We start from the raw sequence: 21369 nt of genomic DNA, 5'->3' as shown, positions 1-21369 counted from the left end.
ACAATCACCCCATCCTTTGATTTAGCCGATGCTCCTCTAGCATATGATCGGCGTATTCTTCATATTTGCCTTTATGTTCGAGCAATCTCTCGTGCAAGGGCTCCAGCACATCGGTCCGGAAGCCTGCCTGCTTCCAACGCTCGTAGGAAATGCCGTAACCAAGCTGCTCCCACAAAGCAGCATTCACTTGCTCATGCGGTCCGAACGGCTCCAAAAATACGACCGGCGTTGCGGAACTAAGCGAATCGATCAACGTTCCTCCGCCCGGCTTGCTGATGATCGCCTTCGCTTGCCGGATGACATCGTGCAAAAGGTTGTGATTGGGTTTGCCGACTAATTTCAGCGGCTCTCCCGGGCGAATCTGCCCCACCCTTGGGAACGTGTGCTCCGTCTGTCCGGCTTCCTTGTTCCATGCCTCCCACGACGGATCGATCGTATAATAACGGTGCTGCGGATGGTCGGTCGATTCGACCGCTCCTGCGACGACAACATCGAGGCCGTATCCCTGCGCCTCCAATTCGGCCGTTTTGCCGAGGTAGGTGCCCATTCCCCATCCGCCGCCATGAACCACCAGGCGTTCGGGGCGTTCCGCATAGGGCACGGGCGCCTCGTTCGAAACGGGCAGGCTGTAGAGGATATCCGGCTTTACCGTGTCGTACAGCCATATTTCCCGGTACCTGTCGCTGTAATCGGGCAGTTGTTTTTGCAAGCTTTTCCACGAGGGGGAGAGAGCCGCATCCACATACAGCAGGTCGGCCTTCAAGCGCCCGGCCCCTATCCGCTCCCGATACCTGTCGAGCACGTACACCCAATGTCCCGAAAGCGCGACGAACTCGCTCCTGCCTTCCCGTTCCCATTCGTCCAGCAGCCTGTCCACAGCTTCAAAATCCAGACTGTCCCGGATATCCATCGGCAGTTTCTGCGCGATTTTGGCTACGGCGAAGTTCGCGTGGTAATCCCGGCGGCTCTCGGCGATTTTGCCTTTCTTGTCCTTTTGCAGCAAATGCTCGAAGACAACTACCTCGGACGGGATGCTTCGCTGATCCAGCCGGCTCTTCAACAGCAGCGCCGGCATGTAGAAGCCCAGCCCGAATCCGGAGGCCAGAATGGTCCGTTTATTGGCTAAAGTCATGACATCGATCCCCCTTGTCAGTGAATTTGCTGCAGCGAAAGTCCGGAGAGTAAGTCCAAAAGCGAATCCGCCTGCTTCTTGCGGTGCTGCGCATCGCTCCCCACCACGGAAACGTAAATCCTCCCCTTGTAAAGCTTATCCGCCCTCTGATTAATGGTCAGCGTATTGGCTGTCAGCGGGATCACGCCTCCCGCTTGACCCGGCCGGAACAGAAGACCTGCCGCCTCCATCCTCGCCAGCACTTCTTCGAACTGCAGCCCGGGGTTGTTGATGGAGAGCGAATAATGCCGCAAATTGCCCTGCACACCCTGCGGTTCCAGATAACGATCGATCCGATGCTTGATCAAGCTCATCGACTTGCGGGCATTAATCTCCACGATAGGCACAAATGTGCCGTCCTTCAGCTTCATCGAATCGATGCAAACATGGCCGAAATAACCGTCTTGGTACAGCGCCTCCGCAGTACGCCTCATCAAATCGAAGTACCCGGTCTCCTCCAGCTCTTCGAGAAACGACGCTTCCGGCGTGTAGGACTCCTGGTAGGCAAACCCGTCGTTGGCAAGCTTTTGCAAAGACAAGAGGCGGTACCCGCCCTGTTCGTCAATGCTAAACTGGCACGAAAAGTCGAAAGCCTTCTCCAGGAAAGGCTCCAAAATAAAATGGGCCTGCTTCCCTTTCCTTTCCTGCGCAGTCACGTAGCTGACGATGCGCTCCCATATACTTTCGGAGTCGACAAACAGGTTGCCCTTGCCTGATACGCCGTAATTATCCTTGATCAGAAAAGAACCCTGACGCAGCATTTCCCATCCTTTGCTTTGAACGTCCTCGCCTCCGCTAACCTCCAAAGCATCGTTTCGGATCGACAGTCGGTCCCGCATCTGCGTGGAATATGCCTTTGAATTGACCGTCCGGATCGTTTCCATCCCGGGGATACGGCAGGTCAAGCCGAACCTTTCGCTCGCCTCCCTGACAAGCGGAATCGCCGCAAAGGGCTCCAGCTCCGCGCCCTCCGGAATTAGCCCCGCAAGGGTCTGCGCATCGGCCTCGCACAGCAGTTGAAAGACGCATTTCCCGTTATCCTGTGCGTGATGCTGTTCCAGGGCATGGCGGTTGACCGCAAAATCAAACCCGATATCTTTTAAATATTGATAATGCGCTTGATCCATTGCGCTGCGCGTCAGCAGCACGTCGCCTTCTTCGCAAAACGCAAACAACAGCTCGTCCATCGCCGAAACGATCCGAAGATTGTCCGCGTCAGGCAGCCCCGGCAGCTTGGCGAGATTAGGATCTCGCCAATACTGCTCCGCGTCGAAAGTGCCGCAGTGAACCTTTCTGTGCGCACCCGACCGGCTCATTGGATGTTCTCGCTGAGCTGGGCTTGAGGTTGTGGCTGTGCCGAGGCAACATAAGCGCAAAAAGCGTCCACAGACTCCAAATGCCGCATATCAAACTGATCGAAGTCGATTTCGACCCCAAACTCTTCCTCTACCCGCAAAATAAAGTGAATCAACTGCAATGACTCCATGCCGGAATCATGCAATATGCTGGAATCGCCGTTCAGCGATTGCAGCAGTGACGGATCGTTCTTGGCCTCGCTAATCATTTGAATAATTCGTTCTCTCATCATTCATTCTCCCTTCAATTGGTTATTGTTCGGATGCTATTTGACTGGAGGCACGAACATCATGAAATTTCATTGCCTTCAGAGCCCCGTCATAGACGATGATCTCCCGGTTGAGATATTGATGCAGCCCACTGAAGTAACCCGGAATCACCATCTTGCGCGTTATAATATTCCGGTTAAACATTTCGGGCCGGTTTGCTGCGACAACCAGCATGTATTTGTTCGGGTTCGCCGGATTCGGCTGTATGAACAGGATGCAGTAATCCCCTTTGGTGAAAGAGCCGTACATCCCGTATCCGGTTTCTTCACATGCGATTTGCAGCTTGTTTTGGTGCCGCCGGAGCACCTCATGGTCGTGCAGACGGGTGGCGATGCAGATTAGATTGGAAGCCCCAGCCTCCTCATCCGAAAGCGTGTCCGCGCTGACAATCGGATACTGGACGACAATATTCGGGTCCCAGGCATTCGTCTTCGGTCTTGCCAACACAGCCGCCGCCGTCCGCACGCTTTCTTCCTCTTGAGGCGAGGCGAACTGTGAGGGAATCACAATTTGGAGCGAATCCATATAGATTCCGAGCACGCCCATTCCATGGTTCGATCCTTTGCAGGACGCCGTCGTTTCCTCTTTAAGCCGGTAACGGCCCGCTTCGTTCGCAAAAATAAATGCGCGTTTATTCGTTGCGTCCAAGAAGAAGCTTTGATTCTGAAGCGTCACTTCCACATCTGCGGACTCAAGCCGGTCCGGCAGGGTAAGCTTGAATTCGTCGACATGAACGGCATCCAGGACAAAGGTTGACTCCCCGGTCATTTCCCCGCTCACTTGCGCATACGGGGAGCCTTCGTTCATTTTCGTAATTTGCAGCCAATACGTTTGGTTGTGCCGCCCCCGCTCCGTTCGGTACACAATTTTGGATGGATACGGGTTTCTGCGCCATTGCAGCATCCAGCGGAACACCGCGTCAAGATAATGGTACGGAAAAATGTCCAAGTGATTGGAGTTTGTCTCCAATATACCTTCGTAGAGACCGCCGCCAAGTACGGATTCCGGGTGCCGATACCCTTCCTCGACCAAATAATCCCGATCCCCGCATATGTTCAGTACAGGCATGTTGCCGAGATTCGGCAATTGCTCCGGATGAGGCTCTCCAGCCAATACGGCGATAGCCGCAAACCGGGAAGGGTGCGCTTGAGCCAAAGCCCAGGAAGCATAGGCGCCATTGGAATATCCCGTTAAATAAATGCGGTTCTCGTCAATGGCAAACCGCTGCTTAATCACGTCAAACGCCTCAAGAAACGAGGCTTCGCCGATATAGCTGCCCAAAGTCACCCCGCGGCTGGACACGGTGGCGTAAATCGCTTCTTCATCCATCCGGGTTCCAAACTGCATGTCGCGAAAACCCGGAAGATCCAGTTCGTACCTGACGCCCGGCAACAGAAAAATAAGCGGATAGACACGGTCCCGGGAATAATGCTTCGGCAAGCATACGGTATAGCGCTCAAGACTGCCGTCCAGCCGGGAATAAAAGTATCCTTCGCCCAGCCGATTGGCCGCAACGATATCAAGGTAGTGCTCTCCCCGCTTGAGCAGTTCAAGGCATTGCCGCCAAACTGCCCAGTACTCACTCACTACCCGGACTTGAAAAAATTGAATTTGTTTCCATTCCATCAACGCAATTTGCCGAATGTCCCCCAGCAGTCCCTGCAAATTCGTGCGATCCTCTTGATCAAGCGCCCTCTCGGCAAGCAATCCCTCATACTGCCGTTCCAGCTCAAGAACAAGTCCGGACACCGGCCGCACAAGCTCCTTGTGCTCAAACACATGCACTCCGCCATCCGTATCCTTATAATGAATCGCCATTCGAACAACATAGTTCGTCTGCTCTCTTGCTCGGGTCATATCATAGACAATTTGGTGCTCCAGCTTCGTCTTGAACCTGTCGATGACACTGTCTTCGTCGTTCATGACCTCGACCCATACGTCTTCCTGCTCCGGTATGCCGATACGGTCCAACCGCAGCAAATAAAAAACCAACAGAGGGTCCGCTTCCTCTTGACGCTTGCCCCCGATCAAGTGCAGCGTATGCCTGAGATTACGTTCGACAAGCTCCTGCGCAAGTGCAGCAGAGCTCCCTTGCTCCGCACCTGCGCCGCTGATGCGAAGCGACCTGTCGTTGGTCGGATTGTTCAATGCTATAACGATCGTATGGTCGCCTTCCGTCAACAAGAGCCGAAACGACGCAGAAAAATAATTATGAAATACAAGCCTGCCGTCCAGCCAAATTCGACCGAATATGTTGAAAGCTCTAAAGACGGTCTCCTGCTCTAACTCGCACCTTAGGTTCGCAACTAGATATACAGTTTCATCCTCGGCAAGTGCCGGGTATTGAGATAAATCCAATTCAAAACCTCTGCTGTCGATCTGGGTAAGCAATCGGCATTCGCAGACTTCTCCCTGCTTCCATTCCAGCGAAGCCCCGTCCTTCAGGATGATCGAACCGTCCGGGAGCTCTTCCCGAAGCTCGGTTCCCAGCCCTCCCTTCACTTTGGGCACCTTTACCGGTCCAAGCCCAAAAGCAGCCGCTATGTGGACCGGTGCATCTTTCACCACCGTTGTTGCTTCCTCGACATGTTTAAATAGCATGGTCATCCTTTCTTCCATCTCCATTTGAACTTCATGACAAGATTCTTCTCTCAAATCCCTCCTTTTGTTCCAGATCGTCGACAAACCGGCATGATTCTTCCATAATCCGGTATGCAAAACAACATTCTCTAAAGAACCTCTAATATCCTCCATCAAAAAAACACTACTTTTGTAGAATTTTGTAGAATTGATTAAAATTTCTCATTATTCTGAAATTCACCATTGGTTGATAAAAATTTCAGCCCATGCGGGCAATTTTAGATGGAGTAATTTTTATGAAAACTGCTAAAAACGTGCCTCCGCTTACCTCCCTCCCCCTTTCCGATCGAACACCACCTGCAATTTACGTTAAGGTCAGCGACATACGATCCATGAAAGCGAATTCAAAAATGTGGTAATAACGACCCAAACCCGATATACTATAAATTGACAAAATCTGCATGCATTTTTATATAGAGACGGAGATGCTAAAATGACCAAAGCAAAAATTGCCGGACTCACTCTAGCGGCTGTGCTGCTCGCACAATCCCCTGCCCTCGCGGCTGCCGAACCCCAAAAAATCGATGTCGGCATCAACCAGGTTGCTATTAAAGTCAACGATCAGCCTTTTAGCAGCAACAATATTTTGTACAATGGAACTACTTACGTGCCTATTCGCGATGTTTCCGCCATGCTGAGTCTGCCTATTAATTATTTCGGCAACAGCAAAACGGTATATATCGGACCCATTAGCTCCGATGTCGGCCCCTGGGATGCGGCTCCCGCTACCCCCAGCCATGATCCTATATTGGAAAAATCGAACACTTCCATCAGTGTCCATTTAAACGCGATAACGATTAAAGTCGACGGTACTGAGTTGAATTCCGACAATATTTTATATAACGGAACTACTTTTGTTCCTCTCAGGGCCGTTTCTGAAATGATGAAATACCCGGTCAACTTCGACTCGGCAGAGCGTACGGTATACATAGGGAAGACAACTCACCAGTTCCCTCCTAACAGCGAAACACAGACTCCCCCTCAAGAAGCTCCAAAGCAAGATGTGAAAAGCGACCCCGTTCCTGCGAGCGGAATGTACGCGGTTCCTGCTGAAGGAGATATGCAAGGTTGGCAATTGTTAAAAGGACACCGTTATGAGCAAGAAGCAAACATTTATTTTCAGCAAAATGGGACTTATTTGACGGTAAAACTGGAGCCGATTCAAACACAAGATTTAAACCAGATTATTGAATGGACAGATGAAGACGGGAAGAAAAGGAAGACTAAGCTGGGGGATCTTTATAAATTATTCGGTACATTCAGCAACCAATATACGGACGATTTTTTATTAAACACTTTCGGTGATATATACGCTGACTGGCTGGCACCAAGTACTATAAAAGCCGATCAATTGGTCGAGCAATATCTCAAAGAGACAGGCCAGCTCAAATAGCAAAATCCCCCGCCGGCCCAAGCCTGATGGGGACTTCCCGGCAAATCGACAGCGCCGCGCGAAGTGGTCGACCGACCGCCATCATGCAGCGCAACACAGCACGCTGGGATGCCCAAAAACCCCCGCGTCAGAGGCGATAGCCCACAATCTGCCTGGCTGCGCGCGATGCGAAAAAACTGCAAAAGCCAGGCTGCCCAAAAACCTCCGCGTCAGGGGTGGTAGCCCACAATCTGCTTGGTTGCGCGAAGAAAACCTGCAAAAATACATGAATTTGCGTCCTTGATCGCTGGCCACGGAGAATTCCTGCAATTGTGCAGGCTTTTCCCCAAACACATAGGCTCAGATCCACTTTCAGCAAAAATTCCTGCACTTTTGCAGGCTTTTCGCCAAAATGGGCCTTTTTCACAGAGAAAACCTGCACTTTTGCAGGTTTTTTCTCTCATCCCCCCCTCACTGCACAACGCCACAACCTGCTTTCGCTCGATCTGTTTGGCGAAGCGGAGATTCGCCACCCACTGTACAACAACGCCATAACCCGCTCAGGAGAGATGCATTGGAAATGACCGGCCGCACCCCAAATTCAGCCTCCCCTCTGGCCCCCTAACCCGTCACTTTCTCAACAGTCTGATTTTCGTTTCCCGAGGGTTTCCAGTATAGTCCAGAGGCCGGGGAGCGCCAAACGCTACCGGGCGTTTAACAAACGGCAGCGGCGACTTTGGAGTACATTGCGGTTCACACCGCGTGCAGCTCCCAGTACGACGCGCGGCGACTCATGACGGCGGCCGTCCCGTTACCTCCGCACCGCTTCACGGTCGGACAAGTAGCTCGTCGGCACTTCCCCCGTGATGCGCTTGAACACGCGGTAAAAATACGACGGATCGCCGTACCCGACGAATTCCGCGATTTCCGTGACGGTCAGGGCCGAGTGCCGCAGCATGTAGACCGCGGTTTTGATGCGCATCGCATGCACGTACTCACTGATGGTCTGACCGGTCACTTTGCGGAACATCGTCGCCGTGTGGTTCGGTGACCTGCCGACCGCTTCGGCAAGCAGCTCCTTCGTGACTTGCTCCCGGTAATGGTTCTGGATGTACTCCTTCATCTGATCGACCAAATGCTGCAAAGCATGAGAGACGGCCCCCTGGTCGTGCTCCCTGTTCATGTGTACAAGCACTTCCTGGAGCAGCGCCTCGCACATCGCAAAATAGTACGATTTCCGTTCGCTCCACTGCTCGTACATCGTGCGGATGCGTTCCAGAATTAGTTCATATTTGCCGGTTGCGCAGCACAAATAGTTTGCGGACCGCAGCAAAGGAAGCGCCTCTGCGGCCTGCTCCGGTTCGAAGCGGACCGTGTATTTTTCATGCATCAGGGTGGGCACGCTTTTGCCGTAGTACGGGACTCCTCCCGGAATGAGCAGCGTCTGCCCTTTTTCCAATACGACTTTTTTGTCGTGGATCCAGTAGACGCATTTCCCGTAGCAGACAAGCACCAGCGTCCATGCCGAATGCGAATGGGTCTCTTCCGCATACCAATTGCTGCTTTTATCGTAAACAAGAGAAACGATCTGCATGCGAACACCGCCAATAATACTATGATACATAGATCATACTATATTTCATATCCGTTTTTCACCTTTCGTACTAGAATGAAGCCAACAAGTAAATTCAACCCGAAAGGATGAACCGATCATGAGAAAGACGAAAATTATTTGTACGTTAGGCCCTGCATGCGATTCCGTACCTGTTTTGAAAGAGCTGATCGCCGCCGGCATGAACGTCGCGCGCTTGAATATGGCCCATGGCGATCTGGATGAGCACCGCCGCAGAATTGCTGCCGTCCGCGAAGCCGCTCGGGATATGGGAGTCACGATACCGATCCTGATGGATATCAAAGGGCCGGAAATCCGCATCGGACAATTGGAAGAGGCGTCCTATGATTTGTTTAAAGATCAAACTTTCGTGCTGACCACACAGCAAATTATGGGCAATGGCAACCGCGTGTCCGTCAACTACCCAGGGCTTCCGCAGGACGTGAAGCCGGGCGCTATCGTCCTTATTGACGACGGCTCCATCGAGCTTCAAGTCGTCGAAACAAGCGGAACCGATGTCATGTGCCGCGTCCTGACCGGAGGCGTTCTCAAGCAGCGCAAGGGCGTCAACCTGCCGGGCATTCGGACATCCCTGCCGGGCGTAACCGAGCGGGATATCCAGCATATCGAGTTCGGGGTTCAGGAGAACATCGGCATCATTGCCATGTCTTTCGTCAGAAACGGAGACGATGTCAGAGCCGTCAGAGAAATTCTCGAGAAGCATCAGGCGGGCCGCACGCCGATTATTTCCAAAATCGAGAATGAAGAGGGCATGACGAACTTCGCGGACATTTTGCAAGCTTCCGACGGCATTATGGTAGCGCGCGGTGACTTGGGCGTGGAAATCGCGACGGAAGAAGTGCCGATTGCGCAAAAAGAGATGATCCGCGCCTGCAACCGGGCCGGCAAGCCGGTTATTACCGCTACGCAAATGCTCGATTCGATGCAGCGCAATCCGCGCCCTACGCGGGCCGAAGTCAGCGACGTGGCCAACGCCGTTCTGGACGGCAGCGACGTGGTGATGCTCTCCGGCGAAAGCGCGGCAGGCAAATATCCCGTCGAATCCGTAAAAACGATGGCCGCCATCGCCGAGCGCACCGAGCAATCCATCGAGCACAACGCCGCGCTGGAGCTTGACAGCGAACTTACGAATGAAATTACGGAAGTGATCTGCCAAGCCGTCGTTTCGTCCGCTCAGCGGCTGCAAGCGGCTGCGATTCTGGCTCCGACGGAGAGCGGATTTACCGCGAGAATGATCGCGAAGTACAAACCGTCCGCCCCGGTGCTGGCGATCACCTCGAACGAGCCGGTCATCAATTTGCTCAGCATGGTCCGGGGCGTTACCCCGATCCTCGGCGAGCAGCACGATTCGACCGACCAAATTATCCGTTCCGCGATCCAGCAGGCGGAAGGTCTCGGTTATGTGAAACCGGGCGATCTCGCCATCGTCTCCGCCGGTATCCCGATCGGCAAATCAGGCACGACAAACTTGTTGAAAGTGGAACGAGTATAATCCGCAAAAGAGCGCCGATCCCCAAGATCGGCGTTCTTTTTGTATACGTCGACTGGGGGTTCGGTAAAGCTTATAGCTATGAGTAGACATCCCTTGAACTCGAATGATAAGAGGGGAGCCGGTCTGGAAACCGCTGCCACTTGCGAATCGTGGAAAACTGTTCGGAATTTCATACAGAAATTGTGCTGATTTCGTAAAATCGAAAAATAAGTATGAAAAACCGAACATAATCGTGCCCTGCAGTGGTAAAAGATGACTTTTGTATGCGAAAAATCATATAGAAAAGCGTAAAAGGGACTGCACTAGCAGGCTGTTGAGAAACCCCTTTTTTTCCTGGATGCTCAAAAAAAGCACCAAAAGTATGAGCTAAATATCCCTCTCAGATCGTTTTAAATCAATTTTTCTCTTCGAGATGAGTGGCCCCCACATAAAAATTAATCTGAGAGGAAACCTGTCAGACTTTCTCAACAGCCCGAATAGGCCGTCTCACGGCAACCGGTTACAGCATCCACCCGACACAGCCCGATTGGAGATCGAGCACGCGAGTCTGCAGTCGCCGAACATCCCCATTCCTGTCTGCCGCCGGACGGACGAACCCAAAATGATGGGGCAACCTGTTTACAGGTGAGCCAGTGGAAAAAGGGCGGGAGTCCCCTTTTCAGGGGGTTGGCCGTGCTTACGCATAGTAACGTCGCAGCCGCGGTTGGCAGACTTTCAGCGCGCCTTAGAGACGCTTGCTTGTAACATGCCCTCCCTCGTATTTATGGGGAAACCTCACAAAATCTCAATCATTCGCAGGATTCCATAGTATCCCAAACGAGCACCATTGGTTAGGCGGGGGCATTTACAGGGCTGATGGAAGCACCGGCTAAGCCGGTGGTTATGACTGTTGTTCAGCCCAGCTTTTGCCGGTGGCGAATATGGCCCGTCGCGTTAATTTCCCCGCCCACGATAATGAGGAGCGCCGAGATGTAGAACCAGGTCATAAGCACGATGACTCCGCCCAGACTCCCGTAAGTTGCGCCGTAATTGGTAAACTGGCTGATATAGTAGGAGAAGCCCCATGATGTAAGCTGCCAGCCCGCCCCCGCGAACAAGGCGCCGGGAAGGACGCTTTTGCAAGTCAGACAAGTGTTCGGAGCTATGTAATAAATACCGGTAAAAACGATAAATAAAATAATGAAATTGATGACCCAACGCATGACGTTCCACACATCAATTTGCGCTTTCGGGACATGGACATGAACGTGCATCCAGTTGCCGATCCATTGTCCGAAGACGCTCAGCAGCAAGGCCGAGGCGATGACGATCAGCATGCCGGCGGTCAGCATCACAGCCAGCAAGTGCGAATGAATGAAGCTTTTGCGCTCCGGCAGCCCGTACGCCTTGTTCACGGCGAGCACGATGGAATTCATCGCCGCGCTGGCGCTCACAAGAGACAAAATCAGCCCGAAAGAAAGGCTGCCCCCTCTTTTTACATCCAGCAAATCAACAATGCTTTTCTCCATCCCCCGCGCGACCTCTTGAGGCACGTACTCTTCGAGCAGAGCCAGGACATCCTTGGTCTCTATAGGCAAATAACCGAAAAGACTCATGATAAAAATCAGGAAGGGAAACACCGACAGCAAAAAATAGTATGCGCATTGCGCGGCAAGCCCCAAAGCGTCGTCCCGCTGAAATTGCCGCCACAGCGCTTTGAAGTAGGACGGAATTTTGATCCTCATCGCGATCCGTTTCCTTTCGCTTTGAAATGGAGTTTCCCGTTACAGGTTAATATGGCTTTCCCTCGCCCATTTTACCAATATTTTTTGTGGTTTCGGGGCTCCGGTTCCAGAAGTCTGTCCGATGAACCCGCAGCTCCGACCGCCGGACTCCCGGGCGAACTGCAAGGATGTGCAAAGCGTGCAAAATAGTCTCAGCCCCCGTAACCGGTCCGCAAAAATATTACGATTGTGCTGCAAGCGCCGCTTCCTTTACAGTTAAAGCAATTTCAACTGCCTTAGGAGGAATAAAAAGATGGCCGACTTTAACATGCAATCGTTTCGGCAGCCGGACTCGGCGTACCGGATTCATCCGTTCTGGTTTTGGAACGGGGAGATGGAAGACGATCAAATCCGGCATCAGATCGATGAAATGGCGGACAAGGGCGTGGGCGGTTTTTTCGTGTGCGCGCGTCAAGGGCTGCAAATCCCCTACTTGTCCGAAGCATGGTTTCAAAAAGTGCGGGTCGCCCTGGAAGCGGCGAAGCGCAAACATCTGGGCGTTTGGCTGTACGACGAATACCCTTATCCCAGCGGAATCGCGGGAGGGGAAGTCACGCTGGAGCATCCGGAAGCCAAGCATTACACGTTGACGCACCGCGCGCAGCGGGTCCGGGGCGGGGAACATTGGTCGGCCGAGCTGCCATGGGCGCGGATTTTGTACGCCAAAGCCGTTCCCGTTACCTCTAGCGGGGAGAAAATATGGCAGGAAGCCGTGGACGTGCGCGCCTCGATCGGGAATTTTCAGGCGGAGCCGATTTTTCAGAAAGCGGGGTTGACGGCTTACAACCAGAAGCGTTTTTTCACATACCGCACCGTTCAAAAGATCGAATGGACCGCGCCTCCCGGCGAATGGGAAGTGCTGGTCGTGCAAGAGCAGGAAATCGAAGATTTCAAATATTACGGCACATTCGTCGACCCATGCAACCGGGAAGCGATGGAGACCTTCATCCGGCTGACGCACGACAAATACGCACAGCATTTCGGGGACTATTTCGGGACTACGATTCGGGGGATATTTACGGATGAAATCGGCCTTTTGGGCAGCATTCCGTGGTCGCCGCAGCTGCCCGCCTTTTTCCTGGAGCGCAACGGCTACGATCTGCGGGAGCATCTTCATGCTCTGCTCTACGAGGAGGCGGATGACGCAGCCAGGGTTCGCTACGACTATTATCAAGCCGTCCATTTGCTGCTGCTCGGCGCTTACCATAAGCAGGTCCATGATTGGTGCGAGCGGCACGGACTGCAATATGTCACCGAAGTGCCTTCGGTAAGGCACACGACGCAGTTGTACAGCCATGTGCCGGGCGGGGATACCGCTCATGAGAAGCTGGGCAGGCAGCTTGACTGGATTTTGAACAACCATCCGGAAAGCTTCCGCAGCAGCGCCAAAATGGTCAGCTCCCTCGCCCGCCAATTAAACAGGGAACGCAATCTGATCGAGTGTTTCCACAGCGTCGGCTGGTCGATGACTTTGCAGGATGCGAAATGGATGATCGACCGGATGGCCGCGCAGGGGACCAATTTTTTCAATTTCCATGCCTTTTTCTATACGCTAGACGGATTGACGAAGCACGACGCTCCCCCTTCGCAATTTTTGCAAAATCCGTATTGGAAACATTTCAAACAGCTCGGCGACTACGTTGGCCGGATCAGTTATGTCATGAGCTGCGGGCAAGCGGATATTAAAGCGGCCGTGCTGCAGCCGACGACATCTCTGTGGGCGCACATGGGGAATCCGTTCCATCATTTCGATTACGGCGGCAATCAAGCGGAGGAAAAGCGGAAGCTCACCGATTTAAAAGCTTGGTGGACACGCATTTGCAACGAGCTGACGATGAGCGGCAGAGATTTTGACCATCTCGATGCCGAACTGCTGGCGGAAGCGGACATAAAAGACGGGCATGTCACGCTGGGCTCCGCAAGCTATTCCATCGTCATCGTGCCTCCCGTCACGAATCTGGAGAACGGCGCCTGGGCCAAGCTGCAAGCTTTCCTTGCGCAAGGCGGCACCGTCATCAGCATGGGGCAGCTGCCGTACCAGGCGATTGAGCCGTCGCGGCGGGAGGACGCCGCCGCGATGGCAAGTGCGTTCGGTCTGCCGGAAGCATCCGGCGAACAGTTCTGGAGCGGCTCCTCCGGGGAAGCGGAGCCGGCGAATTGGTCCAAAGGTACGGCGGCGAACGCGTACCATTTGCCCTTCACCGCCGACGCCGCGGCACCGGCGGCGCTCGGCAAGATGACAGCGCTGCTCGAAGAGCTGCAGCCGCTGGCTGTGAAGCTGACCCCCGCCTGCGGCCGGTGGGGGATCTTGATGCAGACGCGGCGCATCGCCGGGGATGCCTTCCTGGTGTTCGTCAGCAACCAGGAAGAGGCGCGCCGCGAGGTGTCTTTGCAGGTTACGGCTGCGCTGTGGGCCGGAACCGGCACGGAAGATGGCGATCTGCACGCCATCGCTTTCTCGGAGCTGTCGCTGGATAGCGGCAGCGAAACATCGGCGGCGGCCCGCCGGGACGGGACGGTCTGGAGCCTGCCGGTGGCGCTGGCTCCCTACGAGTCCCGGCTGTTCCGGCTGACCCGCGTCGGCCGCAGCGCAGCGGCCCTCGGCTCGGCCGCCACAGCCTCCGCCCCGGCGGCCACCGCCCCCGACCTGGCCGCCGGCCCCAGCCCGTGGCGTCTGCCCATCGCCGCCTCGGACAAAGACCTGTGGACGCTGCGCACGGAACAGGACAACGCTGTCCGCTTCGATACGTTCCACCTCACGATTGCGCAGCAGGACAGCTCGTTGGCGGGCGCGCCGGCGCAGGTGCAGGTGAAAACGTTCATCGATCAGTGCGCCGATCTCGCGGCTTCGACGAATCTGCCCGTGCAGATGAGCCAGCTGTTCGGCACCCCGATGCGCATCGGGCTCGCTTATCCGCTTCAAGCGCGTTACGCCGCTTCGTTTATCGCCCGGCAGACGCCGGAGAAGGCCCGGCTCGTCATGGACCAGGGCGCAGTGTCCGGCAGCGGAGCCATCCTGATCAACGGCCATCGTCTGGAGAAGCCGGCCTTTGAGCGGAGCTTCCTGTACGATCATATGAACGTAGCTTGCGATATTGCCCCTTATTTGCAAGAAGGGATAAACACGATAGCCGTTGACGTGGAAATCGAACACGACTGGAACGGGCTTGTCGATGCTCTTTACATTACCGGAGCTTTCCGTGTCGGATTCGACGACGACCGTCGTCCGGTGCTGGAACCGCCCGCCGTACAAAAGCAGCCGCTGGCTGCGGGACCTTATCCGGGGTTCCCTTATTTTGCCGGTACCCTCTCGTTCACTCGAACGGTAGAGCTGGACGTATTGCCGGATGCCGCGGCCTTCGAGCTTTCGTTCGAAGGACTGGACCCGCAATTCCATGAGGTGGCGGAGGTGCTCGTGAACGGCCATTCCCTTGGAGCCCGCGCCTGGATGCCTTACCGTTTCACAGGAAGCACAAGCTTGCTCCGCCAGGGCGGCAACGAAATCGAGGTGCGCGTAACCAATACGCTCATAGGGCTCCTTGAAGGCAAATATTTCGATTATGCCAAGCATGAACTGAAGCCCGTGAACAGCAGGCTTTAACATTTGAACCCGAGAAAGGAGCGCGGCATGGATGGCATCATCACTCCAACAAAAGCAGATAAATGCCGGCATTTCCTATAGCAAACGCAAAGGCGGATTAGCCAGAGACCTGCTCCGCGATAAATATTTGTATATGCTGGCGCTGCCGGGCATTCTGTTTTTCCTCATTTTCAAATTTATCCCGATGTGGGGGGTTGTCATTTCTTTCCAAAACTACTCCCCCTTTGCGGGGATTACCGGCAGTGAATGGGTCGGCTTCGAGCATTTTCAGCGCTTTTTCTCGAACCCCGACTTCATGCTGCTGTTCCGCAACACGATGGCGATCAACCTGCTCAATCTGATCCTGTTTTTTCCGCTGCCGATCGTGCTTTCCTTGCTGCTGAACGAGCTGCGCAGCGTAGTATACCAGCGGGTCGTCCAATCGATTATTTATATGCCGCACTTTTTATCCTGGGTCATTATTTCAGGCTTAACGTTTCTGCTGTTCGCCAAAGGCGAGGGGCTCGTCAATAAAATGCTGGAAAGCATCGGCCTCTCCCGCATCGACTTTCTGACAAACCCGGATTCGTTCTGGTTGATGCTTACGGCTCAGTCGATTTGGAAAGAATGCGGTTGGGGCACGATCTTGTTCCTCGCGGCTATGGCTAGTATCGACCCGGGAGTATACGAAGCAGCCAAAATCGACGGCGCTGGGCGTTTGCGCCAAATGTGGAGCATTACGCTCCCGGCGATTCGCAACGTGATCATCACTTTGCTTATATTGCGGCTTGGCCATATGCTCGATGTCGGATTCGAGCAAGTATTTCTGATGTACAACGGCGCTGTCTCACAGGTGGCCGAAGTGTTCGATACGTACGTGTACCGGGTCGGCATTCAGCAGGGCGAGTTCAGCTACAGCACCGCCGCCGGATTGTTCAAATCGGTCGTAGGGCTGGCCCTGGTCGTGCTGGCGAACTGGATCGCCAAAAAAATGGGCGAAGAAGGCGTGTATTAATGTTATGAAGATCGGGCTAACGATTCGCAGGAGGACGACACTATGAAACCAGGGTTAGGAAACCGTCTTTTTCAACTCATCAATATCGTCGTATTGGGGCTGGTTGCGGCCGCCACCTTTTTTCCGCTTTACTACGTATTCGTCGTTTCCTTTACGGACCCGACCGAATATTTGAAAAAAAGCTTCGTGCTGTTCCCCCGCGTCTGGTCGCTGGAATCGTACAAATTTCTGATGGCGACGGGGGCCTTTCCGAAATCGATCGCCGTGAGCATATACGTGACGCTGGTCGGAACCGCCTGCAGCTTGATCGTCACCTCGGCGCTCGCTTATGCGCTCTCCCGCAAAAGAATGCGCGGCAGACAGCTGATTTTGCTGGCGATCCTGCTGACTATCCTGTTCAATCCGGGGATCATCCCGAACTATATGCTCGTTCGCGAGCTGAAGCTGATCGATAGCCTGTGGGCGCTCATTCTTCCGGCTTTGGCAAGCGGGTGGAACGTGATTTTGATGAAAGGCTTCTTCGACAGCATTCCCGCCGAACTGGAGGAATCCGCTGCGATGGACGGCTGCAACGACTTGACTGCGTTTTTCCGGATCATTTTGCCGCTGTCTCTCCCGTCGCTGGCCGCTTTCGGACTGTTTTACGCGGTAGCGTACTGGAATCAATTTTTCAACGCGCTCATTTATATCAACGATTCGGCCAAATGGCCGCTCCAGGTTATGCTGCAAAACATTTTGCTGAACGCCAATAACGCCGATCTGCGCATGGACGCAACCACCGTCGCGCCGCCGTCGGAAACGCTCAAAATGGCCGCCGTTATCGTCGCCACGATTCCGATTCTGCTCGTATATCCGTTCTTGCAAAAGCATTTCGCCAAAGGGGCTATGGTCGGCTCAGTCAAGGGATAAGCAGGCATCAGGTAGAGGATTTCAGCTCAAGATGTCGAAAAACGTGTTTATAAAATGTCCTGGAAGGTGAGCATCTTGACTGAAATGATGACATCGCTGCTTCGCTACTTGCAAAAAAACAAATACAACAGCCGCTTTTTCCGCAGAAGTCTGGCGATGATTTTGGTTATGGCCAGCATACCCGGCCTCATCATCGGGCTCAGCATTTATTGGATCGCGACGAACAACATTGAAGAAGAATTGCAGCGTCTGCATCAGAACCAAATCAAAAACCGGGCGGACAACATCGACGACCAGCTCGCTTCTCTGGAAATGACGATCTCCCATTGGGCGTTTGACTCCAAATTCGACGAGAAGCTGAAATCGCTGAATTTTGCCTACGATTACGATCAGGTTCAGGATATGTACCGGACCCTGCTCCAGATAGAAAGCGCGCACCCGCTGCTGGAAAAAGTCGAGCTGTTTTTGGATAAACCCCGGCCTCTGACGTTTTCTAAGGAACAATACACGTTTTTGAGCAAGCTGTCCGATATTGAAAGCTACGAAACGATATTCAAACACGGAAAATCGGTATTTTGGGAAAACCCTTATCCCAAAGGGGCGGCGAAGCAGGCCATTACGCTGGTCGATAAAATCCCCGGGGCAAGCAGCGAATCGTTCGGCGCGATTATCGCTACGATCAATCAGGAGAAGCTGCTGCAGCTGCTCAAAACGTTAACTCCTTACGACGAGGGAGCGACGCTGCTGTTCAACGAAACCGAGGACTGGAACTTGACCAGCAGCAGCTCGGAGGGCCGCGATTTGGACCAGGCGATCAAGCGGGAGTTCGCGAAGCGCCAATCCGCGCTCGGACTCCGCACAGAATATCTGGGGAAAAAGCCAGAATCGTTTCTTTTCGAATACAAAAAGGTGTCCTACTCCGTTTCATACGGGCATTTCAGCCGTCTCGGGCAAACGTGGGTCTACATATCGGCAGCTCCGCTGTCCTCCATCACCGCTTCTGTCGTTACGATTTCCCAGTGGATTCTGATCGTCAGCTTTACCGGCCTGCTGCTTGCTCTGCTGCTGTCCTGGTTCGTTTCCCGCCGCATCTACTCGCCCGTTCACCGGCTCATGACTTTGCTTACCGGGGAGAAGCACGATGGAGCAAGGGACGAATTCGCGCTCATCGAGAAGCATTGGCAGCACTTGTCGAAGGAAAGCGAGTCGATGCGCTCCAAGCTTAACGAGCAAATCCCGCACTTAAGGGAAGGGTTTTATTTGCAGCTCGTGCAAGGTTATTTGTTCGCGCTGCAGGAAAGCGATATCAAGGAAAGAATGAAAAGCTACGGCTGGGAGACCGATGACCGCCAGTTTGCTGCGCTTATGTTCCAATTGACCGGGTTTTCCAACCCGGAAGGCAAATTTTCAACCGGAGACGAGAGTTTGGCTACCTTTGCGGCTTCCAACATCATTAACGAGCTGCTGCAAAACGAGTACGAGCAGGCGGAAATTATTAATTTCCACAACTTTTCGGTCGGTGTGCTGCTGTCCTTTCCTGCCTCCCACCCTGTCAAATGGCTGGAAGAAGATTTGGAGCAGGTATGTCTGGAGGTGGCCCGGACGATTAACCGAATCCTGAAAATGCAGGTGACGGTGTCCGTATCCAAATGGATTCATAACGTCAAACAAATACCGCATTTGTTCGAGGAAGTGAGACAGGCGTTGGTATACCGGGATTTGCTGGACGACAATCAAATTATTAGAACGGAGCAGATTTCCAAGCTCAATCAGTTGAAAGAAAGCAGCTATCCGTTCACCCTGGATAAAGAAATCATTCACGCGATCCGCAGCGGGCAGGAAACGGACGCTGCCCTACTAATCAACCAGTTCATGGAAGAGCTGTCCGCCAACGGGTCGACGGAATTCGTGCTTCAGCAGGGCATGCTGCAGTTGCTTGGGAGCATCCGTTATGCGGCGCTGCAGTCCGGCATGAACCCTGTCCAACTGTTCGGCAGCGTCAATCTGTTCGAGCAGTTGGCTCAGATCAAGGAACCGGAGGAAATGCTCAAATGGTTCCGGCACAAGGTGATCGCCGTTTTCGTGCAGGAGATGATCAGCCGCCAGGACTACCACTTCAAACATACGATCGAGCAAATTATCGTTTATTTGGGCGAGCAGTATATGACACCGCTTTCCCTCGAATCGTGCGCCGAGCTGTTCGGAACGAGTCCGTATACGTTAAGCAGGGCGTTCAAACAAGTGACAGGCATTAACTTTATCGATTATCTGACGAATATCCGCATCGCGAACGCCAAGAAGCTGCTGGCCGAAACGGATATGAAAATCAACGAAGTGGCGGACCGGGTCGGCTATCAGCACAGTTACTTCAACCGGCTGTTCAAAAAGTACGAGGGCATCACGCCGAGCCAATTCCGCGAGCTGCGCGGTTCCTAAAAAAGTTCAAGGCCGCAATATAGTCCTATCTTTTCGGAAACCGCCTACAAAAAAGTACGATTGCCGATCAAATTAAAATCAACTAATGTCTACCTTGTGTTCGACACAGAACGTTCGCTCCGCAGAAGACATGAACAAGGGAGGACCACTTAATGAAACAGAGTACAAACAAGAAAGCGGCGCTGGGCTCGCTCGCGCTATTGCTGGCTTTATCCGGCGTTTTGAGCGCTTGCGGCGCCAAAGACAATACGGGAGGAAAAAGTGCGGCCAATGATGAAGGCCCTTTGAAAGTCAGAGTGATGACGATTTTGCTCAGCCCTTCCCCGGCGGCGGATGACAACAAAATCAAGCAGGCGATCGAAAAAGCGACGAACTCCAAACTGGACATCCAGTGGGTATCCGGCAACAACTACACCGACAAGCTGAACGTGACGCTCGCTTCCGGGGACATTCCGGAGCTGATCACGATCAACGATCCGTTCACATCGGTGTTCCGCAACGCGGTTACGCAAGGGGCGTTCTGGGATTTGACGCCTTACATCAAAGACTATCCGAATTTGAGTTCCAAAATTTCCAAAACCGCCTGGGAACTGACGAAAATGCAGGACGGCAAAAACTACGGCATTCCGCGCCCGCGCCCGTCCGAGGCCGACTCGTTTTTCGTCATCCGCAAAGACTGGCTGGATAATCTGGGCCTGAAAGTTCCTACAACGACGGATGAACTGTACGAAGTTATGAAAGCCTTTGCGGAAAAAGACCCGGACAAAAACGGCAAAAACGATACGATTCCGCTTGCCGCCTATATGAATCCCCCTGCCGACATGGGGACCCTGGGGATGATCGAGAACAGCTTTACGGGCGCCAACGTGAAGAACGATAAATGGAAGCTTGTGGACGGCAAAATGGTGAATACGGTGCTGCTGCCGGAAAGCCGTCAAGCGCTTGAGTATTTGGCGAAAATGTACAAGGAGAAGCTGCTGCCGGAAGATTTCGCTTCCTTGAAGCTGACCCAGGCTTCGGACTTGTTCAAGGGCGGCAAGGCGGGCATCATTATGGAAAAAGCCGGGACGATGAACGACTATTACCAAAAGCTGAAAGAAATCGATCCGAAAATAAAGCCGGAAGACTTCTACCCGCTGACAAATATAAACGGCTACAACCCGAAAGGACCGGGCTTCTCCGGTATGGTCTCGATTCCGAAATCGGTTCCGGAGGCTAAGATGAAGCGCATCCTGAAGCTGGTCGACACATGGATGAGCGACGAAGTATTCGCCATTCAGCAGTATGGCATCGAAGGCATTGACTACACGGTGAAAGACGGGCAAAAAATTATCAACACCGAGCAGTTGGCCAAGGATAACGGGCCGGATTTTAACCAAATCGTATATGTCGCCGATCCGTACGCCAGCTCCACGAAAGTGTTTTTCCCGAAAGAAGCGAACGAATTGTACAAAAAGATTCAGGACGAACGCGCCAAAACGAGCGTAGCGGACGTCAGCATCGGGCTGTACTCCCCAACAGTGCAAAAGCTGCTTCCGGAATTCGAGAAAAAAGCGCAGGATTTGAAAACGAAAATTATTTTGGGCCGCGAGCCGATCTCGGCTTGGGACGATTTCGTCGCCAAAGCCAAAACCGATGCCGACTTGGCGAAGATGAGCCAGGAAATGACCGAAGCTTATCAAAAACGCAGCGGCGCAGGGGGCGCCAAATAAGCTTGGGCAGACCAAAGGAGG

13 protein-coding genes are annotated in these 21369 nt (G+C 53.4%); 7 read left to right on the top strand and 6 right to left on the bottom strand.

What is annotated here, in order from left to right; all coding sequences use genetic code 11:
- Positions 1 to 4: 4 nt before the first annotated feature.
- From AC3G2T_RS14185 to AC3G2T_RS14170, 4 genes are read right to left on the bottom strand one after another with little or no spacing between them, the layout of a single operon-like run.
- A complete protein-coding gene (locus AC3G2T_RS14185) occupies positions 5 to 1132 on the bottom strand; it encodes a glycosyltransferase family protein (protein WP_474682636.1) in 1128 nt (375 codons plus the stop codon).
- A 17-nt stretch (positions 1133 to 1149) separates the two neighbouring features.
- Positions 1150 to 2487, bottom strand: coding sequence for an ATP-grasp domain-containing protein (locus tag AC3G2T_RS14180; RefSeq protein WP_488435864.1), 1338 nt, complete (start codon positions 2485 to 2487; stop codon positions 1150 to 1152).
- A complete protein-coding gene (locus AC3G2T_RS14175) occupies positions 2484 to 2759 on the bottom strand; it encodes an acyl carrier protein (protein ID WP_488435863.1) in 276 nt (91 codons plus the stop codon). Before AC3G2T_RS14175 ends, AC3G2T_RS14180 begins: the two co-directional genes overlap by 4 nt.
- A 19-nt stretch (positions 2760 to 2778) precedes the next feature.
- Positions 2779 to 5403 carry a carboxylesterase family protein gene (locus AC3G2T_RS14170; RefSeq protein ID WP_488435862.1) on the bottom strand — a complete coding sequence of 875 codons (2625 nt, stop codon included), beginning with the start codon at positions 5401 to 5403 and terminating at the stop codon, positions 2779 to 2781.
- Positions 5404 to 5869: 466 nt separating this feature from the next.
- Between AC3G2T_RS14170 and AC3G2T_RS14165 the strand changes: the two genes are divergently transcribed.
- On the top strand, positions 5870 to 6829 hold the full coding sequence (locus AC3G2T_RS14165) for a copper amine oxidase N-terminal domain-containing protein (protein WP_488435861.1): 960 nt from the start codon (positions 5870 to 5872) through the stop codon (positions 6827 to 6829).
- A 790-nt stretch (positions 6830 to 7619) separates the two neighbouring features.
- Here AC3G2T_RS14165 and AC3G2T_RS14160 read toward each other — a convergent pair.
- Entirely contained in the window at positions 7620 to 8402 is a 783-nt protein-coding gene (locus AC3G2T_RS14160; protein ID WP_474682641.1) for a helix-turn-helix transcriptional regulator, read from the bottom strand.
- 118 nt (positions 8403 to 8520) lie between these two features.
- On the opposite strand from AC3G2T_RS14160, the gene pyk reads away from it, so the two are divergent.
- Positions 8521 to 9933, top strand: a complete 1413-nt coding sequence (pyk, locus tag AC3G2T_RS14155) for a pyruvate kinase (protein ID WP_474682642.1) — start codon at positions 8521 to 8523, stop codon at positions 9931 to 9933.
- 893 nt (positions 9934 to 10826) lie between these two features.
- Here the strand turns inward: pyk and AC3G2T_RS14150 are convergent.
- Positions 10827 to 11657, bottom strand: coding sequence for a YihY/virulence factor BrkB family protein (locus tag AC3G2T_RS14150; protein WP_474682643.1), 831 nt, complete (start codon positions 11655 to 11657; stop codon positions 10827 to 10829).
- 292 nt (positions 11658 to 11949) lie between these two features.
- On the opposite strand from AC3G2T_RS14150, the gene AC3G2T_RS14145 reads away from it, so the two are divergent.
- The 5 genes from AC3G2T_RS14145 (at position 11950) to AC3G2T_RS14125 (ending at position 21348) form a co-directional block, all read left to right on the top strand.
- Positions 11950 to 15297, top strand: a complete 3348-nt coding sequence (locus AC3G2T_RS14145) for a glycosyl hydrolase (protein WP_488435860.1) — start codon at positions 11950 to 11952, stop codon at positions 15295 to 15297.
- A 31-nt stretch (positions 15298 to 15328) separates the two neighbouring features.
- Positions 15329 to 16291: an ABC transporter permease gene (locus AC3G2T_RS14140; RefSeq protein WP_488435859.1), complete on the top strand. Its 963-nt coding sequence runs from the start codon at positions 15329 to 15331 to the stop codon at positions 16289 to 16291.
- A gap of 42 nt (positions 16292 to 16333) precedes the next feature.
- Complete coding sequence (locus AC3G2T_RS14135) at positions 16334 to 17200, top strand: carbohydrate ABC transporter permease (protein WP_474682646.1); 867 nt, start codon at positions 16334 to 16336, stop codon at positions 17198 to 17200.
- Between the two features lie 84 nt (positions 17201 to 17284).
- Positions 17285 to 19636: a helix-turn-helix domain-containing protein gene (locus AC3G2T_RS14130; protein WP_488435951.1), complete on the top strand. Its 2352-nt coding sequence runs from the start codon at positions 17285 to 17287 to the stop codon at positions 19634 to 19636.
- A gap of 152 nt (positions 19637 to 19788) precedes the next feature.
- Positions 19789 to 21348 (top strand): type 2 periplasmic-binding domain-containing protein, encoded by a 1560-nt coding sequence (locus AC3G2T_RS14125; protein WP_474682647.1) that lies wholly within the window; start codon positions 19789 to 19791, stop codon positions 21346 to 21348.
- Positions 21349 to 21369: the final 21 nt, after the last annotated feature.

This window comes from Paenibacillus sp. sgz302191, from assembly GCF_057749925.1.
This window is presented reverse-complemented; position numbering and strand designations above follow the sequence as displayed.